Source organism: Flavobacterium melibiosi (assembly GCF_048158545.1).
In the GTDB taxonomy this organism is placed as follows: Bacteria; Bacteroidota; Bacteroidia; order Flavobacteriales; family Flavobacteriaceae; genus Flavobacterium; species Flavobacterium melibiosi.
This window is the reverse complement of sequence record NZ_JBLNKU010000002.1, coordinates 341614-361029: the sequence shown is the minus strand read 5'-3', so window position 1 is coordinate 361029 and position 19416 is coordinate 341614. Positions and strand designations below refer to the sequence as shown.

The following is a 19416-nucleotide window of genomic DNA, read 5'->3' as shown; positions in this document are numbered from 1 at the left end:
AACCAATCAAAAATGAATGTAGTAGCGATTTTTGATATTGGCAAAACAAACAAAAAAGTCTTTCTGTTTAATGAAAACTATCAAATTGTTTGGGAAAGGTCGGTGATTCTTGCTGAAACAGTGGATGAAGATGGTTTTCCTTGCGAAGATATAGCAGAGCTCAGAAACTGGATTGTTTTTCGGTTGTCTGAAATGCAGGCATTAAAAGAATATGTTTTAAAAGCGATCAATTTTAGTACTTACGGAGCGAGTTTTGTTTATGTGGATAAAGAAGGAAACGCTTTAACACCATTGTATAATTATCTAAAACCATATCCCGAAGCGCTAAAAAAGAAGTTTTATGAAAAATACAAAGGAGAAGAAGCTTTTGCTTTAAAAACGGCTTCTCCTGTTTTAGGTAGTTTAAATTCCGGGATGCAAATTTACCGCTTGAAAGAGGAAAATCCGGACTTATTTGCGAAAGTGAAGTATTGTTTGCATTTGCCACAATATTTAAGTTCTCTTTTAACTGGGGAATATTTTGCAGATATTACCAGTATTGGTTGTCATACCAATCTTTGGAATTTTAAGAAGATGAAGTATCACAAATGGATAAAAAAAGAAAATATAGCAGATAAAATTCCTAGTATTCATGATGCAGGAGATATTATAAATATAGTAGGAGATATATCGGTTGGAGTAGGATTACACGATAGTTCTTCCGCGATTATTCCTTACATGATCAATTTTACGGAGCCTTTCGTTTTGTTGTCAACCGGTACTTGGAGCATTTCCATGAACCCGTTCAATGATACACCATTGACTTTTGATGAAATGCAGTATGACTGTTTGTGTTATTTGCAATACAAAGAAAAACCTGTCAAGGCAGCTCGTTTGTTTGCCGGTAATGAACATGAAGTTCAAACCAAAAAGTTAGCGAGTCATTTTGGAGTACCATTGGATACTTATAAAGAGGTAGTTTTTAATAAAGATATCATTTCTAAATTGAGAGAGATTAACCTTAAAAGGTATTCTTCCAGTGAGGATAAATATAAAATCCTTCGTGAATCTCCTTTTGAAAGGAGACATCTTAGTGATTTTAAAAATTACGAAATTGCGTATCATCAATTGATGTTAGATATAATTGCACAGCAAATTCTTTCCACCCAATTAGTGATTCATAACAGTCCCGTTAAGAAATTATTTGTGGATGGCGGTTTTAGTAAAAATGCTGTTTTTATGAATTTGCTGGCGGAAGCTTTCCCAGAAATGGAAGTATATGCTGCTTCTATGGCACAGGCCAGCGCTTTAGGTGCAGCCTTGGCGATTCATAAAAACTGGAATCCAAAACCGATTCAAAATGATTTGATTGATTTAAAATTTTACAAACATTAATATGAAATGAGTACAGCATCGATTTGATATAAACCTCAATGATGCTTGCGAATTACATATGACCAATAAAAAAAATAAATAACTGCATATGAAAATTGGACTTTTTATACCGTGTTATGTGGACCAATTTTACCCAAAAGTGGCTATTGCAACCTATGAATTATTACAAAAATTAGGTTGTGATGTTCGTTTTCCAATGCAGCAAACCTGTTGTGGACAACCGATGGCTAACAGCGGATACGCCCATTTGACAAAAGGTTGTGATACTAATTTTATTGCCAATTTTGCCGAGTTTGATTATATTGTTTGTCCTTCTGGGAGTTGTGTATTGCATGTCAAAGAACATTTGCATGATGAAAACAATGAAGCATTAGCCTCTCAGATGAGAAAGCGAGTTTTTGAGTTAACCGAGTTTATCACCGATATTTTGAAAATTGACATGATTCCCGGAAATTTTCCTCACAAAGTAGGGATGCATCAAAGTTGCCACGGACAACGTGGGCTGAAGCTTTCGCAAATGAGTGAGTTGAATGCGCCATTTTTCTCTAAACCGGAACAATTATTAAGTAAAATAAAAGGAATAAATATGGTTTCACTAAGCAGAAAAGATGAATGTTGTGGATTTGGTGGTACTTTTTGTGTAACCGAAGAAGCTATTTCTGTAAAAATGGGACAAGACCGTATAAAAGACCATGAAGACCATCACGTAGAATACATTACTGGCGGCGATATGTCTTGTTTAATGCACTTAGAAGGCATTTTAAAAAGACAAAAAAGCGCGATAAAAATTATTCACATTGCGGAAATATTAAACGCTACTATATGAAAAGTAATTTAGAACATAGCGAAGCCGCAGCGATTTTTAATAAAGATGTTAAACGAGTAGATTGGCATGACGAAACGCTTTGGTTTGTTCGTGAAAAACGAGATAAAGCGGCTTTTCAGATTCCGGAGTGGGAATTACTGAGAGAAACGGCTTCACAAATAAAAAACAATGTGCTTTCGAATATTCATGATTATTTACTTGAATTTGAATCGAATGCACAGAAAAACGGAATTATTGTTCATTGGGCTGCGGATGCCGATGAGCACAATAAAATAGTCCATTCCATAATGGAAAAACATGGCGTGAAGCAGATGGTTAAATCTAAATCCATGCTTACCGAAGAATGTCATTTGAATGAATATTTATCCGAAAAAGGAATTGATGTAATCGATTCAGATTTAGGAGAACGTATTGTTCAACTTAGAAAAGAACCGCCAAGTCATATTGTTTTACCTGCTATTCACCTTAAAAAAGAAGATGTAAGTGAAACGTTCCACGAACACCTTGGAACAGAAAAAGGAAACAATGACCCACAATATTTAACTGAAGCAGCACGATTGCACCTTAGAGATACTTTCCTTACGAGAAAAGTGGCATTGACGGGAGTGAATTTTGCCATTGCCGAAACGGGCGAAATTGTAGTTTGTACTAATGAAGGGAATGCTGATATGGGCGTACATCTTGCTGATGTACATATTGCCTGTATGGGTTTTGAAAAAATAATTCCACAGCGTAAACATTTGAGTGTTTTCCTTCGATTATTGGCAAGAAGTGCAACGGGACAACCGATTACCACTTTTTCCAGTCATTTTAAAACACCCAGAGACGGGAAAGAAATGCATATTGTTATTGTCGATAATGGCAGAACTACCCAATTAGGCAGAGAAGACTTTAGAAATTCATTGAAATGTATTCGTTGTGGGGCTTGTATGAATACCTGTCCGGTTTACAGACGAAGTGGAGGACACAGTTATCATAATGCGGTGGCGGGACCTATTGGTTCTATATTAGCGCCCAATTTGGATATGAGCAAAAATGCCGATTTGCCTTTTGCCAGTACACTTTGTGGTTCTTGCACTAATGTTTGTCCCGTAAAAATTGATATTCACGACCAATTGTATAAATGGCGTCAGGTTTTAGTAAAAGAAGGACATTCTCCATTGGGAAAAACTGTCGCAATGAAAGGAATGGCAACCGTTCTGGCAAATCCTATGGTTTTTGATTTAGCCGGAAAAGCAGGACGATTTGTGATGAAAAACATACCCATTTTAGTCAATAATAGTCTTAATCCTTGGTACAAACAAAGAGAAATGCCTGCGCCACCGTCAGCATCATTTAGAGAATGGTACAAGAAAAACGGAAAAGAATCTAAAGACAAAAAAAATGAGTAGCAGAACCACTATTTTAGAAAAAATAAAACAAAATCAACCGGCAGCAACCAGTGAATTACCTGATTTAGGTACTTTAGGATTGGAATCTTTTGAGATACTCGATAAATATAAAGCGGTATTGCAAGGTATTGGTGGAGACTTTGTGGAAGTTTCTACTTATGAAGCTATAATTTCGTTTGTCAAAAAAAACTATGCTACCGAAAAAAGAATGATTACGACGATTCCGGAACTTGCTGAAATTGCAGCGACTGATTGGTTTAACGATGATCCACATACTTTGGAAAATGTAGAATTGACTTTGATTAAAGCTCATTTTGGTGTTGCTGAAAATTCTGCATTATGGGTAACAGATGATTTGTTGGGACAACGCGTATCTACATTTATTCCTCAATATTTGGCCATTGTAGTACATAAAAAAGACATTGTGGCAACGATGCATCAAGCTTATGACCGTATTGGAAATCAAGAGTATGGCTTTGGGACTTTTATAGCGGGACCTTCAAAAACCGCAGATATTGAGCAGTCATTAGTTTTAGGTGCTCATGGAGCAAGAGGATTGACGGTGTTTCTTATGGATTGAGTTTTTGTTTTTTCAATGATGCAATCAATCTAATCAGAAGGAATTAGAATAAATTTTTAATGGATTTACAATACGAATTCTGTCCAAAATAAAAATAGTACCCTTTTACTGAAAATTCATAATGGAAGAAAGTAACAAAACCTTAGGAGAATTTATTATCGAAAATTAAAAAGATTTTCAATATTCATCAGGCGAATTATCTCGAATTTTTAACTCTATCAGAGGATTGTTCGTAATTTCTCTATCTAATAGGCCAAACAATCTGCCGGGTCATTCCTATTTTAAGATAGTGACACGACATTCCTCGTAAAGAAAGAGATAAAAAGAATTTACGGTATCAGGAAAATATTTATATGATTTCATCAATTCGTGTTTTTTATTAATCAATTTGGATGTCTTATAAAGAGTAAAGTTATTCGTATAAAAACAATCTGTTATTTCTTAAAACTAATTTCATCCAGTCCTATAGTGTATTCCAAACGTTGATTGTCATTGCTATCCCAAATTTCCATTTTTATTTTTGGGATTTTATTTTTCCAGTCTATGGTTAATAAGCCAAAATGGTTTTCCATAATTGGGCCTTCAATTCTGTTTTTGTTGGGTGTCGCAAAATGCCAGGTTGAGGAAAGTCCGCTGGATGTAAAGTCGTAAATTGGATATAGACTGGGTTCGGTAAGTTTAGAGATTTCGGCATAATGAACGTCTCCCGTTAAAAATAAAACGCCATTTGCTTTCGTTTTTTTGATGAGATTTAAGAACCTTTTTTGCTCCAGCGGAAAATTAGCCCAGCCTTCGTAACCATTGTACTCAATTCCAAACTGCGACCCTGAACCAATCAATCGGATATCAGCGGGTTTCTTTAATTCTTCTTCCAGCCATTTCCACTGCGCCGCTCCTAAATACGTAGAGTCGGGCTCTTGTAGTGGCGCATAGTCCAAGCTGTAGAAATACCTTTTGTCATTAGCAACTTCACCGTTGTATTTCTTGTAATTATCTCTGAAAGTACGGTTGTCCAATAAGATAATCTGTACTTTTTTCTCTTTGTTTTTATACATATATGATGTGTATACACCTTCGTGTTTTCGTCTTTCGGAATTTTCAGGTTCATTAAAAAATTTCAAGAATAGTTCTTTCGATACTGCTTTTTTAGGATAATGCCTGCCCGCATCATTTTGACCGTAATCGTGATCGTCCCAAGTAGCAATAATGGGTACGTTACTTTTTAAATTTTGAAAAGTAGGCTTAGCTGCTAATCGATCGTATTTGGCTTGCAGCGTATTCATATTGTCAGTGTCTCCGTAAATGTTGTCGCCAAGGAACACGAATAAATCGGGTTTGTGTTTTACAACAACATCAAAAATGGGTAACCTGTTACTTTGGTTCGAACAAGATCCAAAGGCTATTTTTGAAATATTTTTTTGCGTATAAGCATTCCATGAAAGTAGTAATACAACCAATAAAAAGAATGGAATTTTAAGAAAATTATTTTGAATCATTTTTTATTTTTTTTGTTTATAATTCCTCCGTAAAAGTCAATCTATTCCCAAAAGGATCAATTGCTTCCATACAAATCACATTGGAACTCCAAGGAGCTTTGTCTAAACTGGGTCTGTTGAATTTGTAGTTTTTAGCCAGGATTTTTTCGTGATAAGCTGCAAGATTATTGGAGCCCTCAATATGAATTCGAGCTCCAGGACTACAATCGCCATGATGTTCTGTTAAGTGAATAACAATGCCATTAAGTGATATTTGTATATAAATAGGGGAGTTGTTCGGTTTGTTTTCCCAATCGATTTTAAAACCTAGCCAATCAATATAAAATGCTTTGGCTTTATCATAATCAAAAATTCTAAAAATTGGTCTTGCAACGGCCATGATTTCTTATAAATAAATTCGTATTTCCAAATGTAGTCAAATTAATGATTTGGAAATCTATTTATATTTTGGAAACTCAAAAGCATAGCTCTTCCCAAGAAGAAATAGTAATCCATGAACCATAGGCTCGGGAAGAAAGTTTAGTTTGTCTAAATAAAAGTCATATGTTTTGTTGCAATAATTAGTGATTAAAAAAGGAGAAGAATTAGAAGTTATATAAATGTCCGTTATCCTTTTATTGTCCGTTATAGCATTTTCATTAAAACACGAAAAGTTTACTTTTTGATTTTCATTTTTTAGGTTGACTAAATCAAAAATGGATAAAGGAATCGTTGGATTTATAGGATAGAAAAGTAGCGACTTGGAAACATCAATGATAAACCATTTTTGTAATTCTTTGGAATACACTTCGTTAAATGCATGTCCACCTTTGAGACTGGGGTCATTCGAGATTACTTTCAGTCCCCATTCTTTTACTCTTAAATTATTAATCACACAAAAATTATTGAAAACTTGAGAAAAATCACTGCAAACGCCTCCTTCACCATTCATCATTTTTCTTAAAGCCATTTCTGAAGATTTCCCTAATCCCGGTCCTCCTTTTATGTTATTTCTAAGCCAAATGGCGATCTGTTTCGCTTTGTCAATATCACTTAATTCGGTTTTTATTTTTTCGAAAATTAAAGGATTTAATTCAAAAAATATTTCAGGAATATCGGACGTTTTATTTATGTTGTTGTAGCAAAAATCTTCTACACGATTAATAGTTGCATTTTTAGATAATAATCTAAATCGTACCTCGTATAGTAATGGATGCCTTCTTAAATACCAGATTAAAGATCTACTCATTGTTTAATAATTAATCATGTTAGGGACAATTAAAATAAAAAAATGCTGCTTTTAAATGATTTTTTGTAATTGTAAATGATAGTAGTTAAGTAGGTAAATCAAATATACTAAAATTAACTATTTAATAAATATTTTTTTTGGATAACCGTTAAACGGCAAATAAAAAGCCCCAAGTGGGACTTTATTGAATTTGTTTGAAAATAAAATTTAAAGTGTATTAATAATTTCTAAAATAAGTCTTTTTATGTTCGATTCTAATTTATTTCATCGGAAAATTAGCTTCGAAAGTCTTAAATCTGGTGTCTAAATCTTTAAGCAATTGCTTTTTTACGGAAGCCTCTTTTATAAAACTATAATTGATGCTGTTGTACACAAATTGCTTGATATCTGAGTAGGAAACGTCTTTGTATCTTTTGGCTAACAAAACATATTGTTCGGTCATATTGGTACGTAAAATCCCTGCATCATCGGTGCTGATTACTATGGGAACGCCAAAATCTTTATACAAAGTCAACGGATGACGGCTTTCTTTCACTTTCAAAATGAATTCGTTACTCACTAAGTTAATTTCGATAGGAATTGTCTTTTTAGCCATGTAGCGCAATAAATTATACGAATCTTTCTCGTATGCCATAGCTACTCCGTGACCGATACGATTGGCTCCTGCAGTATAAACGGCTGCGCCAATGTGCCAAGTAAGTTCTTCCGGTTGTACTAAACCCAGCGTCAGCTCACCGGCATGCATCGTGTATTTCACATTTGGATAACGGGAATGACAATATTTGAACATGACCATGTGCAACCAATAATCTTTCATCGAGGTTTCACCATCTTCGGGAGAAACAATGTTAACTCCAGCCATCAGTGGACTGCTATCTGCCGAAATGAATGCAATTATCAGATTTTTAAATAAATCTACCGGTTCCATGAAACGCAAGACAAAATTTTGATACCGCATCGTAAATTGTTTATCATCAATTTTAAGGTCCTTGTGAAGCTTAGCTACAAAATTGGTATTGAACGCTGTGGCGTAGGATTCAGCATCTTTTTTTAGTAATGAATTGTAAATGGAATCCAACGATTTTTGGATGGCTTTTTCATCTTTTGCCAAAGCTAATTTTCTCAATCTGGAATTGAATTTCGTCAAATCATCCGTATTCATTGCAGTTGGAATCGTAGATAATTGCGTTTCGATATAACCGACATTTTCTGAAATAGCTCTGTTTTTTAGTTCCAATAATCCTTGTCCAAAATTCCCTTTGATGGCCGGTTCAAACTTCATAAAGGATTCAAAGAATAACTTATCTGATGGGTAATCCACATGATTATAGTCTTTTACAGACCATTTTTGCATGATTTTTTGCTTGTAAACGGCTAATGTTCCGTTACTTTTTAATGTCGAAAATTGTTCCCAGTTCCCAGTTGATGGTTTTTCTTTTAAAACATCCATCGTTTCGGTATTGAGATAAAAATCATCAGCAATAGCACGTTCCAGTAATGGCTCAGCGTAAATAGAACCGGAATAGTGGTGGTGTAAATCGCCACCTTTTGGCATGTGTGAAAAGAAAGCTGTTAAGGCGGCTTCATTATTTCTAATCTTTTCAAAGTAGTCATTGGTGGATTGTGAATAACCAATATTCAAGAAAAGAGTAAAGAGTAAAGAATAAAGTAATTTCATATTGTAAATTGTTTGTATTGCGACCTGCGCTAAATCGTCAAAAATAAATTTTAATGGATTCAGGAAAATGAATTTAGCTGCAAACTAATACAGTTTAATAAATTTCAACCAAAGAGATATTTTTTTCAAATTTAAGCAATTCCGTTTTCTATTTTATGCGTCGAATAAAAAGTTTTACTTTTGCCATTCTGATAAAAAAGTATTTTGCTTTTTTCTAAATTTCTATACTTTGATTTAGTCTTTTTCACCGATTTATTTATACAATTTTGTATTGCAGCTATTGACTCTTTCGAGGTTTTAATTTTATAAATCCTGACACTAACATTTGGTGTACCTATTTAAACAAACCATGAAGAACTATTTTGATTTTAAGCAAGCTGTAAATTATAAGACGGAAATTTTAGCGGGTTTAACCGTGGCGATGACCATGATTCCGGAATCACTTTCTTTTGCGATATTAGCTGGATTCCCGCCATTAGTAGGTTTATATGCTGCTTTTATAATGGGTTTGGTTACTGCAATATTAGGTGGCAGACCCGGAATGGTTTCGGGGGGAGCAGGAGCAACCGTGATTGTTTTAATCGCTTTAATGAAATCAAATGGGGTAGAATATGTTTTTGCAGCAGTTGCTTTAGCGGGGATTTTACAAATTTTAGTAGGCGTTTTTAAACTCGGAAAATTTATTCGTTTAGTGCCACAACCCGTAATGTTTGGATTTGTGAATGGATTAGCAGTTGTTATTTTCATGTCACAATTGGAACAATTCAAAACCATTGTCAACGGTCAAAGCGTCTGGCTTTCTGGCAGTCCCATGTTGGTTATGCTGGGTTTAGTTGCGTTGACAATTGGAATTGTATTGATTTTTCCAAAAGTGACTAAAGCAGTTCCAGCGTCATTAGTTGCCATTATTGTGGTGTTTGCATTGGTTTTTTTCTTTGGCATCGAAACCAAAACAGTACGCGATATCGCTTCAGTAAGTGGTGGTTTTCCGCCATTTCATATCCCTAATATTCCCATAAATTTCGAAACGTTGCAAATTATATTTCCGTATGCTTTAATCATGGCTTCGGTTGGATTGACAGAAGGTTTATTGACGTTGAATTTAGTGGATGAAATTACGGAAACAAAAGGAAATGGAAACAGGGAATGCATCGCACAAGGAAGCGCGAATATTTTGAATGGTTTTTTCTTCGGGATGGGCGGTTGTCCTATGATTGCTCAAACTTTAGTGAATCTTTCGGCTGGTTCCAGAGCGCGATTGTCGGGAATTATTGCTGCGTTAACCATACTTGGAATTATTTTATTTGGTGCACCAATAATTGAACAACTACCTATGGCGGCTTTGGTTGGCGTTATGATTATGGTGGCAATTGGAACCTTTGAATGGGCTAGTTTTAGAATCATCAATAAAATGCCGAAACACGATATTTTTGTTGGAGTATTGGTTGCATTGATAACTATTGTATTGCATAATTTGGCTTTAGCCGTTTTAATTGGAGTAATTATTTCTGCTTTGGTCTTTGCTTGGGAAAGCGCTAAAAGAATTCGAGCCAAGAAATATATTGATGAAAAAGGAGTGAAGCATTATGAAATATACGGTCCTTTATTTTTTGGATCAACAACTGCTTTTTCAGAGAAATTTGATGTTTCGAATGATCCAAACGAAGTCATTATTGATTTTAAAGAAAGTAAAATCACTGATATGAGTGCGATTGATGCCGTCAATAAAATCACGGAGCGGTACGCAAAGCTCAATAAAAAGGTCCATTTACGACATTTAAGTGCTGATTGTAGAACGTTATTGAAAAATGCCGATACCGTAATTGAAGTAAATATTCTGGAAGATCCTACTTATAAAATTGTAGTCGATTAGTTTTTAGGATTTGTTTTTATTCCGTTATTTTTTAGACTTGTTTAAGTTGTCCTCCATTCTCGCTTGAATAATTTTCTTTAAAAGTGCTTCAGGAATTGGTTTTTCGGGAGTAAAACGGATGGTTCCACTGGCTAAACTGAAATCTTTTAATTCATCTTTAAATTGCTCAACAGTAGTTGCATTCCAAGGATAAAAACTACAATGATTTTTAAATGCAGCAAAGCTACATAACATGCCATGAAATTTGTAGGAAGGCATTTTATAACTAATAAACTCTTCAGCTTCTGGTGCTACTTTTTTAATGATTTTTCGCAGTTTTTCTAAAGCAACTCTTTGTTGTTTTGGTAGCTTAACTAAATAGTTGTCAACATCATTACCTTTACTATTGTCAGTGAAATTAGTCATAGCGATTTTGATTTTGATTTATTTTTTCATTCTTAAATTAGTTTTCGAATCGATAAGTAAAAGCCATTATAGTCTAATTTGAATTTAAAAAAATCGATTTTTAAGTTTAGATAATTCCAATTATCAATAGAACAGCAAATAGGATAAGCATAAAAGTCACTATATTCTGAATGGTTGTTATGGTAACTTTTTTTAATAATTTATTACCAAAATAAGCTCCAATAAATGCTGAAAGTGTTGCTAGAGTCAGTAAAGTGTAATCAAATTGGCTTTGATTATTCAGTATTTGTTTGGAATAAACTGTTAGTCTGGAAATGTCTACTAAACAAGCGATTACTACGCCGGTTGCAATGAATGATTGTTTAGATAAATTTGCTCTTATCAAAAAAGCAGCTCTCAAAGCACCTTGATTCCCGGAAAGACCACCAAAAAAACCACTCAAAATTCCTCCTACAGGAAGGTATTTCTTGTCAAATTGTAAGTTGACAAAACTTGGAACCACCTCAAATAGAGAGAAAAATAACAGCACAATTCCAATAATCAGTTTTATTGGCATAATTTCAAAAGTGTGATTTCCTATTTGATAATCCGTTAATGGTTGCATATCTGTCAATAAGGAAAGTAGATAAGCGCCAAGAAAGGCAAAAATTATTGCAGGAATACCAAAACGTAAAACAACATTTAGATTAGCGCTTTTACCCAATAAAAATAATTTAAAAAGATTATTTAGAAAATGAACTATTGCGGTAAGTAAAATAGCCATTTCAATAGGGAAAAATAGCCCAAATACAGGAACAAGCAGCGTTCCAAGCCCAAATCCGGAAAATAATGTCAAACCGGAACCTATTAATGCAGCGAGACAAATGATGATGTACTCCATTTTATTTTAGATTTAAAATAAGAAAGCTACAGGAAAGGTTGCGTTTCGTTTTCGGAGTAATTCAAATCGGTATGGAAGGTTTCTTTTAATTTCCAAAGTGCCAAAATTGAAATTATCGATAATAGTGTTCCAATAATCATAGCAGATTTCAAGATGTCTCCATCAAAAATAGTGTCTCTGAAAAAGCCATAAATGATAATAATCAGTGGCAACGAACCCCGAACAAAATTAGGGACAGTTGTAGTCACGGTTGCACGAATATTGGTTCCAAATTGTTCCGCTGCAATAGTGACAAACAATACCCAATACCCTACAGAGAATCCCATGATAAAACAAAGTGTATAGAAAGTGGATGCTGAAATTCCAAATGCATTTAGGAACATAAAAACCATTATCAGATTGAAAATCAGAAACAAGTACATCACTTTTTTTCTACTTTTTAGCCACTGACTTAATAAACCGCTGGCAATATCTCCAAAAACTAATCCGCCGTAACACCAAGCGATGGCTTTTCCTGCAGCAATCGTTTCAAAACCCTGAACACCTAATGCTTTGGCAAATTCCGGGGAGAAAGTTATTAATACGCCTACCAAAAACCACAACGGAATTCCGATAAGAATGCATTGTATGTATTTTGAAAAGCGTTTTTTATTGGTAAATAAAGAAAGGAAATCGCCTTTCTTTTCTTCGCTTTCTTGTACTTTTTTGAACATGCCTGATTCAGAAATGCTGATTCGTAAAAACAATAAAAGAAGTCCTAAAACGCCTCCGGCATAATAACACAAACGCCAATCTTGAAAAATCTGATAGACTAAATAAGCCACCACAGCACCAGAAACACCTACAGATGCTACAATCATCGTTCCGTAGCCGCGTTTTTCTTTGGGCAAAGATTCAGTTACCAAAGTAATTCCGGCGCCTAATTCTCCAGCAAGACCAATTCCTGCTATCAATCTCCAGAATGCGTATCCATCAACTGTGGTCACCATTCCATTGGCAATATTAGCTACAGAATAAATTAAGATGGAACCAAATAAAACAGAAATCCGTCCTTTTTTATCACCTAAAATTCCCCAAAGAATACCTCCAAAAAGCATCCCGAACATTTGCATACTAATCAAATATTCCCCTTGATTCCGAATGGCATCACCGGTTATTCCTAAATCTTTTAGACTATCGGTGCGAACGATGCCAAAAAGCAATAAATCATAAATGTCTACAAAATAACCCAGCGCGGCTACAATTACGGCAGCGTTCAGAATTCGGACTGGTTTATCTGTTTCGGAGGATAAAGTATTACTCATTAGTGTTGAATTATAAGTCGCATCAATAAGTCGGTTTGTTCCTCATTTCCTAATGTGAAAACATGTTTGTCAAATTCGACAAATCCATTTTTAGTATAAAATCGAAGTGCTCTGTGATTTTCTTCCCAGACACCAAGCCAAATATAATCAACGCCAGTATGTTGTGCAATTTTTTTTACTTCGTCAAGTAATAGTTGCCCCACATTTTTTCCGTGAAAAGCTTGTGAAACATAAATTCGATGTACTTCTAAAGCATTTTTAGTAATAGTTTCGGTTTGGGCATCACCGAAGTTTATTTTCAAATAACCAAGGATTTCATTGCCTGAAGTAGCGAGATAAAACTGTGAATCAGCATTGTTTATTTCTGAAGTCAATTGCTCTGAATTGAAACTTTCCTTCACATAATTTTCAATATTTTCAGGTGTATTTACAGCTGCGAAAGTTTCTATAAAAGTTTGCTTGCTTATATTTTGTATTGCTTCAAGGTCGGTTAGTGTAGCTTTTCTAATTTTAATTGAACTCATAATTATTAAAAGGAGTGTTTGGTTTATTTTAAAACTCAAAAATACACAAATAATTTTGGTAACAATTTCCATTTTCTATTATACTATTAAATAAATCAATCCATGGATTCCTACTTTCTTGTTTTCAATTTGTACTTTTGAAACAATTAATAAATAGAACTTGAAAGAGTATAGTGTATGAAAATTGTTATATCGCCAGCCAAATCCTTAAACTTTGAAAAAGAGTTGCCCACTAAACTTCACACAGAGCCCCGGTTTCTAAAAGAATCGCGACAAGTTCACAAAGTTTTGAAACAAAAAAAGCCTTCGGATTTATCTGATTTAATGAGTATTTCGGATAAACTCGCTGATTTGAACTGGAAACGCAACCAGGGATGGAAAACACCGTTCACTATTGAAAATGCCCGTCCAGCTGTTTTTGCTTTTGACGGAGATGTATATACCGGATTAGATGCGTATTCGATTCCAATAGAAAAATTAGAAACCTTACAAGAAAGTTTAAGAATATTATCTGGTTTGTATGGATTATTAAAACCATTGGATTTGATACAAGCGTATCGATTAGAAATGGGAACAAAACTGCCTATTGGCGAAAGCAAAAATTTATATGAATTTTGGAAATCAACGGTTACAAAAGCATTAAATAAAGAGCTTGAAAAAGGCGAATTGTTCATCAATTTAGCCAGTACAGAATATTTTTCAGTGATTGATGTCAAAGCATTGAAAGTTCCTGTAATCACGCCAGAATTCAAAGATTATAAAAATGGAAAGTTAAAAATAATCAGTTTTTTTGCTAAGAAGGCAAGGGGAATGATGGTGCGCTATATTATTGATACCGATGCAAAGACAATTGATGATTTGAAAGGTTTCAATTATGAAGGTTATCAGTTTGACGCTAATTTATCAAAAGGAAATCATTTGGTATTCACTCGATAAAATGATTTCAGATTGTTGATTAACGATTTTTGATTGCAGAAGTTTTAAACCTCTTAAAGTAGATATCTCGTATTTATCAACACGAAATCTAAAATCTAAAATCGTTAATCTGCAATCAAAAATCTAATGCATGGCATCTGCAGGATTGATTTTGTTCTTTCCTTTTTTAATAAAAAAGATTATGGGAATACAAAATAGGAACATAACGCCGAGGTAAAGAAAAATATCCATATACGATAAAACGGTGCTTTGTCTCATTACAGAATAATCAATGACCTGATACGCTTTTTTCAAAGATTCGTTGGCGGTAAATCCTTTTGACATAAAACCCTTTTGCAACATCAAAACGCGTTGTTGAACTTCTAATCTGCTTCCGTCTAAATGAGAAACCAAATTCACTCTATGTTCTTGACTAAATCTTGTGATGAAAGTAGTGATAATGGCAATACCAAAGGAACCTCCCAATTGTCGCATCATTCCTGTAAAGGCTGCCCCTTCGCCAATATCTTTCCCTTTTAAGGTGGAAAGAGACAATGTTGTTATTGGTACAAAAAGCAATCCTAATCCAATTCCTCTTAAAATTAATCCCCAATAAAGATGCTCAACACCCGTATTTGGTGTCATGCTATTGTGCATCATAAGAGCAAAGAAAAAGAAAATTAAAAACCCAAGACCTACCATGTATCCTTGAGGAACACCTTTCTGAATTAATTTACCAATAATTGGCATCATGATAGCCGTGGTGATGGAACCCGGAATAAGCAATAAACCAGCATCAGTGGCGGTCCATCCTAAAATCGATTGGGTATAAATTGGAATAATTAAAGTGGAACCATAAAGTCCAAATCCTAAAATAAAACACATTAGTACTCCAATTCTTAGATTACCATCTTTTAAAACACTCAAATTGACAATAGGATGTTTATAAGTCAACTCTCTCCAGATAAACAATACCAAACCAAAAACAGATATGACGGTCAGTATTGTAATTATTTTGTTATTGAACCAATCGTCTTGCTGTCCGTGTTCTAAGACATATTGTAATGAACCAATGAATACTGTTAACAGAAAAATTCCCAGCCAATCGACCTGTTTGGCTTTTAGCTTTTCGCCATATTTAGGACTTCTTACAAAACTCAAAGCCAAAATAGTTGCTATGATACCAAGAGGAATATTGATGTAAAAAATATAAGGCCAAGAAAAATGATCAACAAGATAACCACCTAATGGTGGCCCCAAAGTAGGTCCCACAATTACACCCATTCCATAAATCGCCTGAGCCATACCTCGTTTTGCAACTGGATAACTCTCCGTAATGATAGTTTGCGCCGTAACTAATAAAGCGCCACCACCCAGACCTTGAATAAATCGGAAAGCGATAAGTTCCCATATATTATTGGCATTACCGCATAAAAAGGAAGCAACGGTAAAAATAATAATGGAAGTCACAAAATAATTTCGTCTTCCAAATTGTTGTGAAAGCCAACTCGTCATTGGGATTACAATGACATTTGCAATAGCATAAGCGGTAATTACCCAAGCGACATCATTTAATGTGGCACCCAGGCTTCCTCTCATATTGGTCAGTGCTACATTGACAATAGTGGTATCCACGATTTCGAGCAGCGCACATAGTACTGCTGTAATCGTAATAAGAACCCGTCGATAGCCATATTCTACTAAATCATCTTCTACTTTTACTTGTGCCATTTTAGTTTAAATGTACGTCAACATCAACATTCATTCCCGGTCGTAATAATTTTATTTTTTCGACATCATTAGAGGTGTTCAGGCTTATTTTTACTGGTAATCTTTGAATGGTTTTTACAAAATTTCCAGTTGCATTATCCGGAGGCAGGATAGAAAAACGAGAACCGGTTGCAGGAGAAAATGAAGTGATGGAACCTTCAAAATCATAATCAGGATAAGCATCTACTTTGATGGTTACTTTTTGTCCAATGACCATTTTGTTTAATTGTGTTTCTTTGAAATTTGCAATGATCCAAGCATTAGAATTATTGATAATATAAAAAAGTGATTGTCCCGGTTGTACCAATTGCCCTGGTTGGATATCAATTTTTGAAACCTGGCCATCAATCGCTGCTGTTACTGCAGTATAGGATAAATTTAATTTTGCAGCTTCAAGCATCGCTTCCGCTTTTTTGATATTGGCAGCAGCCACTTCTGTTTGTTTGCCTGAAACTTTCGATTTGGCCACAATAACTGATTTTTGATAAGCAGTTGCTTTTTCCTGTTGCTGTAAAATACGAATTTGACTTTCCGCTTCTTGTTTTGCAGCTAAAGCTTGCTCATATTGTTGTTTGGTAATCGAATGGTTTTTAAATAAATTTTCATAACGATTATAATCACTGGTAATTCTGCCTAATCTAATTTTTGCGGTTTCGATATTTCCACCAGCCGATTGCACGTTAGCATCAGAAACAGAAATATTAGCCAAAGCACTACCTATATCCGCTTTTGAAACTTCAAAATTACCTTCTGCAGCCATTAATGACGCCATTGCTTCGTCAATTTTTAATTGATAATCCCTTTTATCGATAGTAAACAATGTATCGCCTTTCTTTACAAAATCATTGTCTTTTATATATACTTTATCCACATATCCGGAAACTTTAGGGATAATAGGATTCATATTTTTCTCAATTTGGGCATCATCTGTTTCTTCATGCGATAGCGAGTGTATGTATTTATAAGTTCCATAAGTTCCGCCTAATACAACCAAAGCCACTAGGATAATAATGAATTTTGTATTTGTTTTTTTCTTTTCCATGTGATTGCTGATTATATTTTTGAAAGATTGAAAGATTGGGATAATTGTCCGGTAACAGAAAGCAATTCGTAGTATTTCTGAATAATATTTGCTTTTGCTAATGCCTTATTGATTCTTGAGCCCAGTTGCTCTACATCGGCTTCCAGTAAATCATTGGTGTCAGAAAGTCCGTTGTCGTACTTGTCTTTAATGATTCTATAATTTTCAGTTGATTGTTCTAATGCCTGACCGTAAACTGCATTTTGTTTTAATGCCAAATCGTAGTCTTCAATCGCTTTTTGAACTTGAATTTTAATGTAATCGGTAAGTATTGCCTGAGAATTTTGTATTTCTAATGATTTACTTTCGGCTAGTTTAACCAGAGTTCCGTTCTTAAGTATGGCACTTAAATCATAAGAAACACCAACTCCAATGTTCATTGCATTTTGAACCGTAATTACATTTTTTAAGTCTAATGCAGTATAGCCACCAATAAGTGCGATAGCTGGATAATAGGCACTTTTTGCCATTTTAATATTGGCTTGATTTGCTTTTTCCTGAAACCGAATTGCTTCTAAATCTTTACGATTTTGCAATGCCGGCTCTTCATTAACAGGGATATTATCCATTTGAAAGTTAGCAAAATCACTTTCTCGAACTTCTAATTTTGTTTCAACCGGTAATTTCAACAATGTAACTAAATAGAAATTTACAATGTTTAAATTAGTGGCCGCTTCATCTATAGATAATTGAATTTTAGAAACTTGTAACTGCGATTTCAACAAATCATTTCTTGGAATTATTCCGTTTTTTTCCATTTCACTAAAATCAATGGCACGCTGCTGTGCACTTTTTTGATTTTCTTTTAGCAGTTCAATAGTTTTTTGTGCTTTGTATAAATTAGCGTAGTTATTAATCACTTTCATAGCAATTTCCTCCTTTGTTTGAGAAGCTGTTGCTGTTTCAGCCTGGTACATATTTTCGTAAATGGTAATGCTGTTTTGTATTTTGAAACCTGCAAAAACCGGTACGCTGGCATTGACTTGACCAAGCATCAATTGATCTACAACTGGAAGTGGCTCGGAGTCATTACTTTTATTTATTTTCAAATTGACCGATGCTTTTGCCAATCTTTGATATTGTCCGGAAACTTTTAGATCAGGATATTGATTGTTTTTTATCGAACGCAATTCATATTTTTTAGTTGCTACTTTAGTGTTGGCTAAACTAACTTCATTGCTTTTTGTCCAAGCCAAATGAATGGCTTCATCAAGCGTTAAACTTGTTTTTTCTTGTGCCTCTAAAGATGAAATCCCGATAAAGAAAATCCCAAAGAGCATTAATTGACTAACTTTCATATATCAGAAGTGCTTTTATAGTTTGTTGAATGTGCTTTGTCAAATTGGTTTTGATGTAATTGTTGTATAAATCTTCGGTCTTCAAGTTTAATAAATTTTCGAAGAAAGGTTTATTCATGTGAAAATGAAAGAAAGTGCCTAGAATTGTAGGTGTGATAAGCGGAATAATAACGTCTTTTCTGAAAATACCTTTTCTCTGACCTTCCTCAATAATGATTTCAAGGGATTTTAGATTTCCTTTTTTTAATTCAGAAAAAGCTTGAAGATTTTGTTCTCTTTTTTTGGACGTGAACTCAAAATGTAGAATTCTGTAAATTCCTCGGTTGCTATTGATTCTATTGATGTACAGTTCAATCAGCTTATTGATTTTGTCAATAGGTTCCAGATCTTCCTGCAATAAATTTTCTAATTGATTTTTAAGATCAGAAGTTCTGTAAACTATAAGCGATTCCAGTAATCGTTCTTTGGAACCAAAATAATACGAAACCATGGCAATATTGATTTTTGCCACTTTTGCTATGTTTCGAATGGAAGTACCGTCAAATCCTTTCTCTGCAAAAAGTGTTTCTGCAACTTCGAGAATTTGAATTTGTTTGTCGTTAAAATTACTTTTCAATGGAATCAAATTTTTCAATAAACAAAACTAAACAAGTGTTTAATTTAAACAACTGTTTAGTTTTTGTTTAACATAATTTTAACATTATAAATTGAACCAGAATAAAGTTTATAACAACACTAATCTTCTTCTGAAATTGTGAATATCTATTTTAGGAATGATGCTTTTTTTTTCCTT

The 19416-nt window shown here is 34.2% G+C and carries 18 protein-coding genes; 6 read left to right on the top strand and 12 right to left on the bottom strand.

Translation table 11 applies throughout. The annotated features are described in order from the left end of the window. Nucleotides 1–12 precede the first annotated feature (12 nt). The 4 genes from ACM55F_RS03630 to ACM55F_RS03615 all read left to right on the top strand — a co-directional run bounded on the left by ACM55F_RS03630 (nt 13) and on the right by ACM55F_RS03615 (nt 4171). Nucleotides 13–1374 (top strand): FGGY-family carbohydrate kinase, encoded by a 1362-nt coding sequence (locus ACM55F_RS03630; RefSeq protein ID WP_416852343.1) that lies wholly within the window; start codon nt 13–15, stop codon nt 1372–1374. 88 nt (nt 1375–1462) lie between these two features. After that, nucleotides 1463–2200, top strand: coding sequence for a (Fe-S)-binding protein (locus tag ACM55F_RS03625; RefSeq protein ID WP_416852342.1), 738 nt, complete (start codon nt 1463–1465; stop codon nt 2198–2200). Then, nucleotides 2197–3591 carry a lactate utilization protein B gene (locus tag ACM55F_RS03620; RefSeq protein WP_416852341.1) on the top strand — a complete coding sequence of 465 codons (1395 nt, stop codon included), beginning with the start codon at nt 2197–2199 and terminating at the stop codon, nt 3589–3591. Before ACM55F_RS03625 ends, ACM55F_RS03620 begins: the two co-directional genes overlap by 4 nt. Further along, nucleotides 3584–4171 (top strand): LutC/YkgG family protein, encoded by a 588-nt coding sequence (locus ACM55F_RS03615; protein ID WP_416852340.1) that lies wholly within the window; start codon nt 3584–3586, stop codon nt 4169–4171. The genes ACM55F_RS03620 and ACM55F_RS03615 overlap by 8 nt, the downstream gene beginning before the upstream one ends. A gap of 434 nt (nt 4172–4605) precedes the next feature. On the opposite strand, the gene ACM55F_RS03610 is transcribed toward ACM55F_RS03615, so the two are convergent. The 4 genes from ACM55F_RS03610 to ACM55F_RS03595 all read right to left on the bottom strand — a co-directional run bounded on the left by ACM55F_RS03610 (nt 4606) and on the right by ACM55F_RS03595 (nt 8573). After that, a complete protein-coding gene (locus ACM55F_RS03610) occupies nt 4606–5667 on the bottom strand; it encodes an alkaline phosphatase D family protein (protein WP_416852339.1) in 1062 nt (353 codons plus the stop codon). Nucleotides 5668–5683: 16 nt separating this feature from the next. Further along, on the bottom strand, nt 5684–6046 hold the full coding sequence (locus ACM55F_RS03605) for a glyoxalase superfamily protein (RefSeq protein ID WP_416852338.1): 363 nt from the start codon (nt 6044–6046) through the stop codon (nt 5684–5686). Between the two features lie 57 nt (nt 6047–6103). Next, on the bottom strand, nt 6104–6895 hold the full coding sequence (locus ACM55F_RS03600) for a transglutaminase domain-containing protein (protein WP_416852337.1): 792 nt from the start codon (nt 6893–6895) through the stop codon (nt 6104–6106). A gap of 259 nt (nt 6896–7154) precedes the next feature. Continuing rightward, entirely contained in the window at nt 7155–8573 is a 1419-nt protein-coding gene (locus ACM55F_RS03595; protein WP_416852336.1) for an adenosine deaminase, read from the bottom strand. A 349-nt stretch (nt 8574–8922) separates the two neighbouring features. Between ACM55F_RS03595 and ACM55F_RS03590 the strand changes: the two genes are divergently transcribed. Further along, nucleotides 8923–10446 carry a SulP family inorganic anion transporter gene (locus tag ACM55F_RS03590; RefSeq protein WP_416852335.1) on the top strand — a complete coding sequence of 508 codons (1524 nt, stop codon included), beginning with the start codon at nt 8923–8925 and terminating at the stop codon, nt 10444–10446. A gap of 24 nt (nt 10447–10470) precedes the next feature. Here ACM55F_RS03590 and ACM55F_RS03585 read toward each other — a convergent pair whose 3' ends face one another. From ACM55F_RS03585 to ACM55F_RS03570, 4 genes are all read right to left on the bottom strand, one after another. After that, nucleotides 10471–10851 (bottom strand): iron chaperone, encoded by a 381-nt coding sequence (locus tag ACM55F_RS03585; protein WP_416852334.1) that lies wholly within the window; start codon nt 10849–10851, stop codon nt 10471–10473. A gap of 106 nt (nt 10852–10957) precedes the next feature. Continuing rightward, nucleotides 10958–11731, bottom strand: coding sequence for a TSUP family transporter (locus ACM55F_RS03580; RefSeq protein ID WP_416852333.1), 774 nt, complete (start codon nt 11729–11731; stop codon nt 10958–10960). Between the two features lie 26 nt (nt 11732–11757). Then, the gene (locus ACM55F_RS03575) at nt 11758–13035 is read right to left on the bottom strand and encodes an MFS transporter (protein ID WP_416852332.1); all 1278 of its coding nucleotides are present in this window, start codon (nt 13033–13035) and stop codon (nt 11758–11760) included. Further along, complete coding sequence (locus ACM55F_RS03570; protein WP_416852331.1) at nt 13035–13559, bottom strand: GNAT family N-acetyltransferase; 525 nt, start codon at nt 13557–13559, stop codon at nt 13035–13037. The genes ACM55F_RS03575 and ACM55F_RS03570 overlap by 1 nt, the downstream gene beginning before the upstream one ends. 177 nt (nt 13560–13736) lie before the next feature. Here ACM55F_RS03570 and yaaA point away from each other — a divergent pair, with 177 nt between their 5' ends. Next, nucleotides 13737–14495, top strand: coding sequence for a peroxide stress protein YaaA (gene yaaA, locus ACM55F_RS03565; protein ID WP_416852330.1), 759 nt, complete (start codon nt 13737–13739; stop codon nt 14493–14495). A gap of 123 nt (nt 14496–14618) precedes the next feature. Here the strand turns inward: yaaA and ACM55F_RS03560 are convergent, their stop codons facing one another. The 4 genes from ACM55F_RS03560 to ACM55F_RS03545 are packed head-to-tail and all read right to left on the bottom strand — an operon-like array spanning nt 14619 to nt 19239. Next, entirely contained in the window at nt 14619–16205 is a 1587-nt protein-coding gene (locus tag ACM55F_RS03560; protein ID WP_416852329.1) for an MDR family MFS transporter, read from the bottom strand. Nucleotide 16206: 1 nt separating this feature from the next. Then, nucleotides 16207–17286: an HlyD family secretion protein gene (locus ACM55F_RS03555; RefSeq protein WP_416852328.1), complete on the bottom strand. Its 1080-nt coding sequence runs from the start codon at nt 17284–17286 to the stop codon at nt 16207–16209. An 11-nt stretch (nt 17287–17297) separates the two neighbouring features. Then, nucleotides 17298–18623 carry a TolC family protein gene (locus tag ACM55F_RS03550; RefSeq protein ID WP_416852327.1) on the bottom strand — a complete coding sequence of 442 codons (1326 nt, stop codon included), beginning with the start codon at nt 18621–18623 and terminating at the stop codon, nt 17298–17300. Beyond that, nucleotides 18613–19239 carry a TetR/AcrR family transcriptional regulator gene (locus ACM55F_RS03545; protein ID WP_416852326.1) on the bottom strand — a complete coding sequence of 209 codons (627 nt, stop codon included), beginning with the start codon at nt 19237–19239 and terminating at the stop codon, nt 18613–18615. The genes ACM55F_RS03550 and ACM55F_RS03545 overlap by 11 nt, the downstream gene beginning before the upstream one ends. Nucleotides 19240–19416 lie beyond the last annotated feature (177 nt).